At 33.3% G+C, this 12397-nt stretch carries 13 protein-coding genes and 1 pseudogene; 6 read left to right on the plus strand and 8 right to left on the minus strand.

Features of this window, described 5'->3' with window-relative positions:
• Positions 1–13 precede the first annotated feature (13 nt).
• The 3 genes from JFU18_RS04925 to JFU18_RS04935 all read right to left on the minus strand — a co-directional run bounded on the left by JFU18_RS04925 (position 14) and on the right by JFU18_RS04935 (position 1827).
• Positions 14–556, minus strand: a complete 543-nt coding sequence (locus tag JFU18_RS04925; RefSeq protein WP_201033087.1) for a site-specific integrase — start codon at positions 554–556, stop codon at positions 14–16.
• Entirely contained in the window at positions 553–1023 is a 471-nt protein-coding gene (locus tag JFU18_RS04930) for an ArpU family phage packaging/lysis transcriptional regulator (RefSeq protein WP_201033086.1), read from the minus strand. The genes JFU18_RS04925 and JFU18_RS04930 overlap by 4 nt, the downstream gene beginning before the upstream one ends.
• Before the next feature lie 201 nt (positions 1024–1224).
• Positions 1225–1827: a DUF6944 family repetitive protein gene (locus JFU18_RS04935; protein WP_201033085.1), complete on the minus strand. Its 603-nt coding sequence runs from the start codon at positions 1825–1827 to the stop codon at positions 1225–1227.
• 390 nt (positions 1828–2217) lie between these two features.
• On the opposite strand from JFU18_RS04935, the gene JFU18_RS04940 reads away from it, so the two are divergent.
• The 3 genes from JFU18_RS04940 (at position 2218) to JFU18_RS04950 (ending at position 5811) form a co-directional block, all read left to right on the plus strand.
• The gene (locus JFU18_RS04940) at positions 2218–2502 is read left to right on the plus strand and encodes a DUF4183 domain-containing protein (RefSeq protein WP_137058269.1); all 285 of its coding nucleotides are present in this window, start codon (positions 2218–2220) and stop codon (positions 2500–2502) included.
• A 1581-nt stretch (positions 2503–4083) separates the two neighbouring features.
• Positions 4084–4650, plus strand: a complete 567-nt coding sequence (locus JFU18_RS04945) for an exosporium leader peptide-containing protein (protein ID WP_201033710.1) — start codon at positions 4084–4086, stop codon at positions 4648–4650.
• 294 nt (positions 4651–4944) lie between these two features.
• Entirely contained in the window at positions 4945–5811 is an 867-nt protein-coding gene (locus JFU18_RS04950; RefSeq protein ID WP_201050276.1) for an exosporium protein D, read from the plus strand.
• 119 nt (positions 5812–5930) lie between these two features.
• On the opposite strand, the gene JFU18_RS04955 is transcribed toward JFU18_RS04950, so the two are convergent.
• Positions 5931–6107, minus strand: a complete 177-nt coding sequence (locus JFU18_RS04955; RefSeq protein WP_307838357.1) for a DUF3954 domain-containing protein — start codon at positions 6105–6107, stop codon at positions 5931–5933.
• A 35-nt stretch (positions 6108–6142) separates the two neighbouring features.
• Between JFU18_RS04955 and JFU18_RS04960 the strand changes: the two are divergent.
• A pseudogene (locus JFU18_RS04960) lies at positions 6143–6820 on the plus strand (site-specific integrase); the annotation flags it as partial.
• 360 nt (positions 6821–7180) lie between these two features.
• Here JFU18_RS04960 and JFU18_RS04965 read toward each other — a convergent pair.
• The 4 genes from JFU18_RS04965 to exsG form a co-directional block, all read right to left on the minus strand.
• Entirely contained in the window at positions 7181–7456 is a 276-nt protein-coding gene (locus JFU18_RS04965; protein ID WP_002035358.1) for a stage V sporulation protein S, read from the minus strand.
• Positions 7457–7780: 324 nt separating this feature from the next.
• Positions 7781–9391 carry a lipase family alpha/beta hydrolase gene (locus JFU18_RS04970; RefSeq protein ID WP_374101385.1) on the minus strand — a complete coding sequence of 537 codons (1611 nt, stop codon included), beginning with the start codon at positions 9389–9391 and terminating at the stop codon, positions 7781–7783.
• A gap of 262 nt (positions 9392–9653) precedes the next feature.
• Positions 9654–9863, minus strand: a complete 210-nt coding sequence (locus JFU18_RS04975) for a hypothetical protein (protein ID WP_002085943.1) — start codon at positions 9861–9863, stop codon at positions 9654–9656.
• Between the two features lie 249 nt (positions 9864–10112).
• Entirely contained in the window at positions 10113–10265 is a 153-nt protein-coding gene (gene exsG / locus JFU18_RS04980) for an exosporium protein ExsG (RefSeq protein ID WP_000395676.1), read from the minus strand.
• 208 nt (positions 10266–10473) lie between these two features.
• On the opposite strand from exsG, the gene JFU18_RS04985 reads away from it, so the two are divergent.
• Complete coding sequence (locus JFU18_RS04985; RefSeq protein WP_201050279.1) at positions 10474–11385, plus strand: excalibur calcium-binding domain-containing protein; 912 nt, start codon at positions 10474–10476, stop codon at positions 11383–11385.
• Between the two features lie 214 nt (positions 11386–11599).
• The gene (gene ric / locus JFU18_RS04990) at positions 11600–12307 is read left to right on the plus strand and encodes an iron-sulfur cluster repair di-iron protein (RefSeq protein ID WP_201033079.1); all 708 of its coding nucleotides are present in this window, start codon (positions 11600–11602) and stop codon (positions 12305–12307) included.
• Positions 12308–12397: the final 90 nt, after the last annotated feature.

Consider the following 12397-nt stretch of genomic DNA (forward strand, 5'->3'; position numbering starts at 1 on the left):
AAAAAAGACGTTGCTATATTTTAAATCCAGTCATAGCCTTATCCATCGCATCTTGGTTTACTCCAATATATCTTAATGTAACTTTCTCTGATGAATGATTGAATATCTCCATTAGTAAAGCAATATTCTTTGTTTGCATGTACATATGGTACCCGAATGTTTTTCGTAACGTATGGGTCCCTATTTCCTTCAATCCAAACTCTTCCGCTGTACTTCTCAGTATCTTATAAGCCATGCTGCGTCCGATTGATCTATTAGTACCTTCGCGGCTCTTAATTACATACTCACTGTCATCTCGTTCTTCAATATACCAACGTAATTCTCTCTTTAACACTGGAGTTAATTGAATACGTTTCTGTTTTCCTGTCTTTTTTTCTCTCATTGAAATATGGCTATCCTTTAAATCGCCTATTTTAAGCTTTAGAATATCACTTATACGCAACCCCGTATTAATTCCCATCACAAACAAAATATAATTACGTTCATTGTTTTCCTTTAAGTATTCTTTAATATGTTGTATTTGTTCTGGATCACGAATAGGTTGAACAAAGTTCATAGATACTCCCTCCTATTCTGCTCTTCTGTCTCATATACTTCTAATCTAAGAGCGAAAGCTAATTTATAAAAAGCATTAGATTTATTTCTTCTATATGTACGTTCACTCATACCAATATCGTTATAAACCATGTAATCAAAGACTTCTTCATCTTCTAAATATCGCTTTACGATGATGTCTCTTTGATTCTTGCTAAAGCGGCTTAACGCCTTATCAATTTGAAATGATAAACGTTGTAATTTTAATTCTCTTTCACTCATTGCAACATTTGCTAAAGCAACATCTTCAGCTGGCTTTCCTACTATGTTTGTTGGACCATGATATCTTACCTCGCTAGAGGCTGTGACCCTCATCTCGTTTCTAATCATCCCAAATTGTCTGTAAATACGAACGTTTTCTAAAGTCTCTTCTAAACGAACCTGTGTTGCTTTTCGGTCAATTTTAGGTAAGAAAGTTAATTGCATCATATATAAAAACACCCCTTATTTATTTTGTTAATGAAAAACAAAAAGCGGACACCAAACTACAGAGCAATATCACTAATACTCTTTATAGTTTGATGCCCGCTGGTTCTTCCAGTAGGACTAAATGTTTAATTGGTATTATTATATCATTTTCTCATATTTTAGTAACTTTGTTATTAGAAAAGGATTATTTTATTAGGTTTTCTATGAATTATTTTCCTCTAACTCTTGGATTTCTTCTCTTATTTGACCGATTAATGAAACTACTGAACCGACCGCTTGGACCCAACTCCCCGTAATCACTATAAGCTGTCCATTCTCCTCATCACCTTCCGAAATTCCCTCCACTTTATCCCGACTAGCTTTCAATTCATCTATTCCACCTATTGCCTGTAATGAATTACCAGTCGCTTGTAACAAATTCCCGACAATGTTATACGATTCATCTATATTGGAACTATCCTCTATTTCCCCACCTATTGATGTAACACCACCTAATGCTTGTATCCAATTTCCTGCAATCACTATTTTTTTTTGTGTTTCATCTTCAAATTCTATAATGAGTCCTGTTAGAACCGTTACATTACCAATTGATTGGATTTCGTTCCCAATCAATTCAAGGGATATTTCTCCTTGTCCATCAGCTTCCAGACCATTCCCCGTTGCCTGTAATACATTCCCCCATACGTTCAAGTCTTTTCTTAATTCGCTGTTCAATCTTTTTAAAGGTGTACTCCCAATCGCAGCAATAATTGTCCCTACTGCAACAAACCAAGCGCCAACTATCTCCTTAATTGGATCATCCATTCTCCATCTACCCCGTCATTAATTTAGTACTTATAGGGTATGAATTGGCACATCTTCATGTTAATGGCCTACTTCTCTCCCTCCTCCCTCCTCGAATAAAATAAGTAATTCGGCATATAATATCTATACATCTAGGTTATTTCCTCTGCATCGAGCAGTTAGACTGGGCTAACTGCTCTTTTATTTGCGGCAAAATTAAATTTTTGCATGTAAGATACTTTTTTAATCACTTAGAACAAACCAACCTATATTTTATAAATACATAAGAATTATACTTTTTTACTAGTGTACAAGCCGTATCTTTTAAAGGAAGCACAACATAGAATACAATACAGGACAAGACTTTCAAAAAACTTGTCTGAGTTAATTCTCAAAAAGGGGTGAACATAAATGCCTATCGTTAAGCCTTTTATAGCTGGAAGAAGATTTGTAAGTACAGCAGCAACAGGAACTGCCGCTGGAGCGGATTTAACTTTTGCTAACACAGACTTCACTGATGACACTGGTGCTGTAACAACATTCCCTGCTTCTTATGCTTTTTTTACGCTTTATATTAATGGCATTATTCAAACAGGTGATACTATTACTGGTGTGACTACTACAGCTGCTACTATTGTAGGAGGAGCCGTCCTAGATGGAGGTACTCCTATTGCAATTGAATTTACTATAACGTAACTTTAGTTGTCTTTTTAGAGGTTTCATTAAAAGAAACCTCTAATTTTAAAAACTGACATTAACTTTAGTAGCAACTACATAATACAGTGCATATACTAGTATAGAATGATAGGAATTTATACTCACTCTCCAAAAGGGCACTTATATATAGTGCTCTTTTTTAGCTTCCTCTTTTCTACAAAATGAAATTTTTGTCACCCTCCAATAACCCACAATATATTAATATATACATATATTAACAATCATTATTTTTAGACATTTAAGAAAGGATGATAAAATGGCTATTTTCCAATGGATAGAATCCTGGTTATCTAGTGATATTCTTCATTTTAATTTATTTGTAGGTATGACAACCCTTCTCTCTCTAGCGTCTGTTATCTTATTCTCTATAATATTTAAGAAAATAGGTACCAACGATATAGAAAGACTTAGAATCAAGCTCCAAATATCTTATACAATGTACACTTCACTACTTGTCTTATTAGCCATATTTATTCTATGGAAGCCTACAAATACTATCTATTTAAGACAGTATCTCATCATGATAATTTCCATTTCACTTCTTTTCGGATCGATATCAGGTCTGTACCATTATAGAAAAAAATACTCCCTGAGAGTTGAGTTAGACTCCTTTTTTAGAACTCGTTACAGTTAGCGAATTCTTTTTTTATAAAATAGCGTTTTTATTAAAAACTTCTCACATTTAAACCGGACAAACATATGTTATTGTATGGAAGCTTTCCATTCATAGCATTCTACCTTTCTTATTTGAGAGCACACTTATATATGTGCTCTTTTTTATTTAAGCTAAAATAACGATTTTATTTAGTTTTCTAACCTTTTGCCTACTTTTACATTTACGAATTCAGTTATAATAAAATATATAGTTGCAAAAATTTATTATTAGGAGGTTTAATTATGTCATTTGCAGCATGGAGTGCAATTTTTATGACTTTAATCGGAGCAATGTCCGGAGCAATATTTGGTACAATCTCTTCTAGAAATAAGAGCAAAAGTCCGAACTAAAAAACCTAATAATAAAAGTTAATATCTATTTCAGCTGTCATTTTCTATTTAAATAAGGATTTTGTTAAAATTTCATCAATCTTATTGATTCCTTTGCATACATTATTATCACAAAGAATTTCACAGGTTTCTCTGGTCCAATTACCTTGAATTTCTTGCACACCTTGTGGGAATAACCCGTTTTATATAGCGGGTTATTTTATTTTTGATCATAAAATAACTATTTTGTTCGTCTCAAACCAATTTACTTTTTTAAAAAAACGTAAACATTTATTCAATGTTTTTTCTGAATACTCATATTATTATTTAATCGCTGTTGTTCACCATCCCAAGAACTCAGCTCCCTGTACTTTCTATAGGAGGAGAGTACAGGGGTTATTTATAAGTTTATCCTTCAACCATTTCTGTATATTTATACCAAATTAAAAACCTATAACAATCCAATATAACGCTTTTATGAAATTTCCATTGTCTAATTCCTCACTTGTCCATTTCGCTTTTCTCTACCCCTGCATTTACTATTAGTAATACTAACTCTTCAGAGGTGAAAATATAATGGACGAGTTTTTATCTTCTGCTGCAATAAATCCTAATTTAGTTGGACCTACTTTACCACCTGTTCCACCATTCACACTACCGACTGGGCCGACTGGGCCGACTGGGCCGACTGGATCACTATCAGTAGCTTACGGAACTTTTTGGCAAACGGAAATCATTACAGTCCCTTTCGAATCCCCTTTTTCTTTTAATCAGGCTGATCCTATGGTAGGGGGAATTTCTCTGTTAAATCCAACCACAATTAATATCACACAAGCTGGGGATTATCGAATTTCTTTCATTTCCTCAATTAACTTGACTGTAGCCCTTTCATTCCCTTATTCGCCTACCATTTCTATACTATTAAATAACAGTCTGATTCCAAATTTCAAAGCTACTTTCGGTCTTTTAATACAAGATTCAGAGGATGTAGATTGCGCTCAACTCATCGGGGACACTATTTTATCAGTCCCAGCCAATTCAACACTTCAACTTATAAATAATAGCTTTGTAGGCGAAACAGCCATTCGTACATGTGATAATGGAATAAATGCTTTGGAATTAAACATTATCAAATTAAACTAGTACAAGTACTCCTTTAAAACTAGATGCTATTATGGCATCTAGTTTTCAGTTTCTAATGAATTTTTCGTACAAAGAATACACACAAAATCAAAAAAACTTCATAAAATATTTTATATTCTTTTCTTTTTAGATTGGATAGTCTTTACAGAGCACTTTCCCAAGTGCTCTTACATTTACATATCAAATAACGTTTTTAATTAATTACGAGAGCGGATTTTATTATTTTGTACAAGCACTCTATTCTTTTTTTAATAAAATATACAGATATCTCAAAGAAAGGAGAGCAACATAAGTATGGCTGATTATTTTTATAAAGATGGTAAAAAATATTACAAAACACAATCTTATTCTCACCATCAAAAAGACAACTGTTTTATTGAAACCCATACAATAACTGGTTCGAATACAGCTTTAAATTTCAGCGTACCGACTAACACTACAAGAACTGCTTTTGAAGATTTCACCAATAACCACAATAAAACATTACTTGATCTTCGCATTCCCGGTACTTCCCAACCAATTGAAGTAACTATCCGAACAAGAAGTTCTCGTCTGCCGATTACTGTAACAATAGTTGCAGGTGAAACCAAGGTATTCCAAGTAGAGGATTTCCATAGCCTCACTCTCACAAATAATACTAATATCAATAGCAATATTGGTATATTCATTCAAAAAACATTTTGTATCTGTTGCAATAATCAAAATGATTCTCGTAACAAGTATTATAAAGAACAATCAAATTCTCACTATCAAAAAGATAACTGTTTCATCGAAACTCATACCATAGCTGGTTCAGAAACTACCCCAACCGAAAATGCACCTTTAACTATTATCGTACCCCCTGACACTTCAAGAAGAGTTTTTGAAGATTTCACTAATAATCACAACAAAACATTACTTCAAATATCTGTTCCCGAAGATGTCTCCCCCATCGAAGTCACTATTCAAACAAGAAAATCTCCCACACCAATTATCGTGACTCTTGCTACAAATGAAACAAGAGTATTTCAAGTAGAAGATTTTCAAAGCCTTACTCTCACAAATAATACCGAATTCCTTAATTTCATTGAAGTATTGATCAAAAAGACATTTTGTATCTGCTGCAATGATAGGAATGATTCATGCGATGAATATTACCGTGATTACGAATGTGAATGTTAGATTGACTCCCCAAAAGAATCCTTATAAAGGGTTCTTTTTCTTTTACCTTAGTATCATCTAATCATTCACATTTGTTCAACATTTTATCTCTTAACAAAATTCAAATTTGATTAAAGTAACTATGTTTTTCGTTCTTCCATACGAATTACTTTTCCACTTTGATATACAAATGATTGTTTACCAAATCCACCTTGGGGTGATTCTATTAGTTGGACCTGACCATTTTTAACAACATATATTCCGTTTATTTTCAAATCTATTTCAGCTGTCCTTTCTACAAGATTTTCTTTAGTAATTCACATTAAGACCACTCCCGTATGTTATGATTATTTTAATGAATAAGGTTAAAAAACCACGTGAAGAGCAAGGTGAGATGAAGACATGGTCCAGCGAAGAATGTAATCGATTCCTCCAGTATCTAAAAGAAAAAAATATTAAGTACCATATGTTCTTCTTACTTGCAATCTATACAGGTATGAGACGCGGAGAATTACTTGCACTAACATGGAAAGATATTGACTTTGATAATAAACGTATCCTGGTTAATAAATCGCTTGTAAAAACAGAAAAAGGACTTTTTAAAGCTGCTACAAAAACTAAGTCTTCAAATAGAAACATTAGTATCTCTTCTTTTGTTATAGAGAAGTTACAATCTTACTATTCCTATAAAAAGAAAGAATTTTTTCGCTGGGGTATACACTTGAATGAAGAGGCCTATATTTTCACTGGTAATACGATACATTCGCCCTTACATATAGATGCTCCCCATCGCTTTTTGAATGATCACTATAAAAAAGCTGGTGTTCCCCGAATTCGTATACACGACTTACGACATACTCACGCTACACTCATGCTTCAGGCTGGAGAACACCCTAAAATCGTACAAGATCGCTTAGGACACTCATCTATTCAAATGACGTTAGACAAGTATAGCCACATCACACAGAACATGCAGCAACAAGCAGCAGAAAACTTCGAGAGCATAATAAAATCTAGTGAAAACACCTGATAACAAATGAAAAGATTTAATGTGAGCAAAATGTGAGCATCATGGAAAACTACCACTTACAAACCTTGATACAATAAGGTTTCTCATACTATCTCGTTGAATCTTGGGAGAAGAATGAGCAGTTTTAGAATTGTTGATTTTAAAAAACATAAAAACCTCAAAAATGCCAAATCCCTTATGTCACAAAGGATTTGGCATTTTTAAGTTTCTAGAAAAATCCGCTAAATATAAAGAGGAATTAAAAGTCATAAATCCGGTACAATACTGTATCCACGCCCAAGGAACTGTCAAATGAAATAACGTGTCTAACTTTTTGGAGTCTATTGACCTTTTCAAATCCCCTTATATTAATGCTCGCTATTAAGACCTTCTCCTTCTAGGACCTACAATTAATTTGATTGCTGTTCTTTCTTGATTATCGATAGTAACCTCTTGAAACGCTGGAACAAGAACCAAGTCAATGCCACTTGGAGCTACAAAACCTCTTGCAATCGCAATCGCTTTAATCGCTTGATTTAAAGAACCAGCTCCAATTACTTGGATTTCTACTTTGCCACTTGCTCTTAGTACACCCGCTATTGCACCTGCCACTGAATTCGGACTTGATTTTGAGGATACCTTTAATATATTTTCCATGTAAGTTGCTCCCTCTATTATTTAATCTCTCTTTTCTTACTGTTTGAACTATAACTAACGTATCTTTAACTACTATTCATACCAAATGCAAACAATTCTGTATAATTACATTCATTCGATATTTTTTGCCTTCTTCCTGCTCAATTGTATAAATAAAAAGCGATGACTAAGTTTCCATAACGTTTTTTTCATGCCTATCGTCCTCTTATAGAACATAAACTCCTATTTCACTTTTCTATTCATCTAATAAACATGAAAAAGTGCCGAAATCCTTCTACCACAAGAATTCGGCACTTTTTTTTATTAAAACAGATTCATTCTTTCCTACTTCTCCACATAAACCGATTTAACTATCGTACGATTATAAGGTTGTCCTTCCTTATTCATCCCTTTCATATCAATTGTAACGTTATATACACCTGGCTGTTCTATATTTTTCAAAGCACCTGTAAATGTAGTTGTATTAATGTTTTTCGATTCATTTGATTCAGAAACTAATTTTCCATCTTTATTAATTACTCGTACTGTTACTGAAAGATCGCCTTTCATTTCTGGAGCTACAGGTGATTTTTTGAGTTTATACTCTGCTTTATTTACTTTAACCTTTGCCGGCATTTGAAGGACGAAAGGAGCATCTTTTTTGTAATCGGTCACGATTAAATATGCATCTTTCGGCTGCTTCGCCATCATTTTAACTTGCCATTCTCCTGCTTCCATTTTATCAAATTTAAATGTTCTTATAGTGGCTCCTTTAAAGAGAGATTCACCTTCACCAGTAGATACAGCACTATCTTTATTTGTATAAACTTTTCCTTTTGGAGATATTAGTTGTATTTCTACATCCGAAGAAGCTGTTAAAATAGAAACTACCCCTTCGGCTTTTTTATCAACTGCGACAGTTTGTCCTACCCACTGATTTTGTGACAACTCTCCTCCTAAAATAGCTTGATTAGAAGTTGTGTTTAATTGTTCTACCTTTTCCTCTGAACTATTACTCGGGGCTAATAAAGCTGGTACTGGTACATTTGCTGTCCGTAAATATGGTTCAATTCGTGCAAAAACGGCTGAACCTTTTCGTATATTATCATGATCAAATCGTGAATCTGTAAATAAATGTGTTCCATATGGTAACTTAGCACTCCATTCGTTCACTAATCCATCATTCGAACCGTATGATGACAAATACAACCCGCCCGTAGATAGTGCTGAAAAAACAGGTCCCCAGCTTGTCCCAGTAGCCGTATAGTAACGATTTAATTTAGCTGCAGGATTATTATCTATTGTAGAACGAAACTTTGCCATCTCACCTATTTGCAATGAATATGTCCCATCATCTTTTTGACCTAATAAAGAGGCAAGCCATCCTGCCCACCAACTATATGATAAATCTGCTAAATTTGATCCGTAATGCGGAGTGGCAAGCGTAATAACATTTCCAACAAATCGATTCGCTCCATATCCAACTAACGCAGCTTGTGTATCAATACCACCTTTACTGTGAGCTACAATATTTACTTTTTTGCCAAAATGATTATAAATCTCTTCAAGCTTTTGTGCTAACAATTTTCCATTGTCCCATTGGCTAGCTGATCCTTTCCCCGCGGCATCATATAATTGAATAAATACAGTTTGATAGCCTGCTTTCAAAGCATAATCGTACATATCATTCATCTCATGATATACTGTCTTTCCATACCAACTATCCGCATTACCATTTCTTCCTTGTACAAAGAGAATTGGTGTTTTATTCTCATCATAATTAGCAGGTTTCTGACCTAAAAACCATTCTCCAGGAGTAAATACTTCTTGATCTGGAAAGCCAGTCTTAAGCTCTGTTACAACCTCCGCGTGTACATTTGCACTAAAAACCAGCGGACTCATAAAACAAAGTACAATAAATAATGCGATACTCCTTTTCATAATTCCCATTAACATCCCCCTTTTTCTCCTGAAAGAAAACGCTGCCATTCTGTTGAACACCAATTGTTTTAAATTCCATTTAATCAATTACTTTTACGTTACAATATAATAAGAAATTAATAGCTGCATTCCTTTCTTATCAAACGTTATTCTCTCAACATTTCTTCATTCCTTTTTACAATAAGCGTTTTGAATATTTCTCAATAAAGCTTTCTCATTACAAAAAAACTGCGTATAAAAGGTCTCTTTAATAACCTTTTATACGCAGCTTCTTTGTTTAAAACTCGATGATGTACTCATCATCATATTTATCGTATTGCAAACCCGCTCCTATTTTGAATTCTGTAACTTGATCTCTTAGAAATGGTGCATCTTCTATTTTACTAGTTGCTATTTCAATCCCATATTTTTTTGTTAAATGCGCTAATTCTATTAAAAACCATTCTCTTCGTAATACGACTGGAATATCATACGTTCGTCTTTTCATATATACTAGCACCTCTTTTATTTTCATTATTGAAAAGAATATCACTTCTACTTTCGATACACTTTTTAAAACTATCGTTCATCATCGAAGGCCAATGAAACATTATAGTATATGCATGTCCGTTTTAAACGTGCTATGGCAAAAATAATATTAAAAAACTTAAAAATCCTTATTTAGTTTACATAAAAAAATTATGTAATAGTAAAAGGGGAAGGCTTGTCCCTCATCCTTTTACTATCAAAAGCTAAATTAAGAACATCTTGGTACACCTAAAGCTAAGAATAAACCTGCTACTCCTGCTGTAATTGGCACTTTCAACGTAATAACATCGTCTACTTTAGTTACTAAAAAGTAAGCATTCCCTTCTTGTAACACACAATTCACTAATAATTGAAATTCCATTCAAATCTCCTCCTTTCAATCGATATACCATAATTTATGAAATCTCTTTCAAAATGTAATAGTAAATATATCTATTTTTCCTTATATACGAAATAAATGTTTATACGTCTATTAAAAATATTAATTTTCTAAATTAATATAAAACGTGTAATATCCAATAAATCCCTATATAATCAATAGAGAAAATCTTACAAATGGAGGTATGAAAATGGCAGTTTTGAGTAATATTGGTGTAGCTTTATTTTTTATAGCTTTTATTCTTTTAATCTTATGTATCATTTCATTCTTTAAGAAAAATGGAAAAGCAAAACAATATGGTCGTCCTACTGTTATTCTTTTTATGATTTCAATTATATTAATAATGACTGGCTCAACAAAATCTGAACACCCAGTCGTAGATTTTTTTTCTACTTTAAGTTTCATTCTATTTATATTTTTCCTCGTACTAGCAATATTATCTGTAATTAAAAAGACAGGTGTTGCAAAAAAACAATTTATCATTACAGCTATTTTATTTGTCATTTTTGTTGTGCTATTAGGTATTTCAGGTCCTTCTTCTGAAAAAACGACAGCAACTAATAAACAAGTCGCTTCTAATAGTGAAGAGAAAAAAGATGACGAAAAGAAAAAGGAAGTAGAAAAGAAAGAAGCGGACGAAAAAACTCGTAAACAACAAGAAGATGAAAAACGCCAAGCCGAAGAGCAAGCTCTTAAGCAAGAAGATGAAAAGCGTCTAGCTGATGAACAAGCTCTTAAGCAAGAAGATGAAAAACGTCTAGCTGATGAACAAGCTCGTAAACAACAAGAAGAGAAAAAACGTCTAGCTGATGAACAGGCTCGTAAACAACAACAAGAAGAGCAAAAACGTCTAGCTGATGAACAAGCTCGTAAACAACAAGAAGAGCAAAAACGCCAGGCTGATGAACAAGCTCGCAAACAACAAGAGGATCAGCAAAAAGTACAGCAAGCTCAAACACAACCAACTACGGGAAATACTAGTAATGTATCCTACGCAAATTGTGCCGCAGTTAGGTCTGCTGGGAAAGCTCCATTATATAGAGATCAACCAGGGTATAGCCGTAAACTAGATAAAGACGGCGATGGAGTTGCATGCGAATAATAGTAAAGAAAAGAAGCTTAATAGAAGCTTCTTTTTTACTTTAACGTCTTATATTTACTCGCTCTTTCCCCTCTTTTAGATACGTTCTTAAATAAATTTCATTCTTTTATTCTCAAAAATGACACATAAAAAGTGATTTCAATCACCTCATTATTTTTCATTTATCGCTATTCTTAATTTAGATATTACATTTAAACTTTATGGAGGCATTCATATGAAACATACATTTACTGAAACTTCAATTATCGGTGAGATTGTTACACAATTCCCGAAAGCTAGCGACCTTTTTAAGTCCTATAGAATAGATTTTTGTTGTGGTGGTAATAGACCACTTATTGATGCAATTAATGAAAGAAATTTATCAGTAACAGAGGTAATCACAGAGTTAAATACGCTTTATAATAATACGAAACTATTAAACGAATCTGAAATTGATTGGAAAAATGCTTCATATCGTGAATTGATTGATTATGTGATTAATAAGCATCATCGCTATTTAAATGAAGAGTTGCCACAGCTAAGTCCATATGTGACGAAAGTGTTACGTGTTCATGGAGCAAATCAGCCTCATTTAGCTCAAATTCATAAACTATTTCATGAACTTAAAATGGAATTAGAACAACATTTAATTAAAGAAGAAACGGAAGATTTCCCGTTAATTTTAGAATTCGAACAAAATCCAACTGATGAAAACTATGCAAAGTTACGTAAAGTAGTAGATGAGCTCGAAAATGAACATAACCACGCTGGCAATATTATTAAAGAACTTCGTAAGGTTACAAATGACTTTACTCCACCAGAAGGAGCTTGCGGCACTTATCGCCTTGTTTACCAGCGCCTTGAAGCCATTGAATCTGATTTATTTGAGCATATTCATTTAGAAAATAATATTTTATTTCCGCGTGCAATTTCAAAAGCATAAATAAAGTGCAGGACATGAGTATAAATGCTCATGTCCTGCTTTTTCATTGTGTAAAAAATATTTACACTTCCCCTCTACCCATATAACCAT

This window comes from Bacillus sp. TH22 (genome assembly GCF_016651015.1).
In the GTDB taxonomy this organism is placed as follows: domain Bacteria; phylum Bacillota; class Bacilli; order Bacillales; family Bacillaceae_G; genus Bacillus_A; species Bacillus_A mycoides.

What these genes read in the sequence shown, in the direction of transcription:
- JFU18_RS04925 (WP_201033087.1), bottom strand. Translation starts at nt 556, where the DNA reads ATGAACTTTGTTCAACCTATTCGTGATCCAGAACAAATACAACATATT.
- JFU18_RS04930 (WP_201033086.1), bottom strand. Translation starts at nt 1,023, where the DNA reads ATGATGCAATTAACTTTCTTACCTAAAATTGACCGAAAAGCAACACAG.
- JFU18_RS04935 (WP_201033085.1), bottom strand. Translation starts at nt 1,827, where the DNA reads ATGGATGATCCAATTAAGGAGATAGTTGGCGCTTGGTTTGTTGCAGTA.
- JFU18_RS04940 (WP_137058269.1), top strand. Translation starts at nt 2,218, where the DNA reads ATGCCTATCGTTAAGCCTTTTATAGCTGGAAGAAGATTTGTAAGTACA.
- JFU18_RS04945 (WP_201033710.1), top strand. Translation starts at nt 4,084, where the DNA reads ATGGACGAGTTTTTATCTTCTGCTGCAATAAATCCTAATTTAGTTGGA.
- JFU18_RS04950 (WP_201050276.1), top strand. Translation starts at nt 4,945, where the DNA reads ATGGCTGATTATTTTTATAAAGATGGTAAAAAATATTACAAAACACAA.
- JFU18_RS04965 (WP_002035358.1), bottom strand. Translation starts at nt 7,456, where the DNA reads ATGGAAAATATATTAAAGGTATCCTCAAAATCAAGTCCGAATTCAGTG.
- JFU18_RS04970 (WP_374101385.1), bottom strand. Translation starts at nt 9,391, where the DNA reads ATGTTAATGGGAATTATGAAAAGGAGTATCGCATTATTTATTGTACTT.
- JFU18_RS04975 (WP_002085943.1), bottom strand. Translation starts at nt 9,863, where the DNA reads ATGAAAAGACGAACGTATGATATTCCAGTCGTATTACGAAGAGAATGG.
- exsG (WP_000395676.1), bottom strand. Translation starts at nt 10,265, where the DNA reads ATGGAATTTCAATTATTAGTGAATTGTGTGTTACAAGAAGGGAATGCT.
- JFU18_RS04985 (WP_201050279.1), top strand. Translation starts at nt 10,474, where the DNA reads ATGGCAGTTTTGAGTAATATTGGTGTAGCTTTATTTTTTATAGCTTTT.
- ric (WP_201033079.1), top strand. Translation starts at nt 11,600, where the DNA reads ATGAAACATACATTTACTGAAACTTCAATTATCGGTGAGATTGTTACA.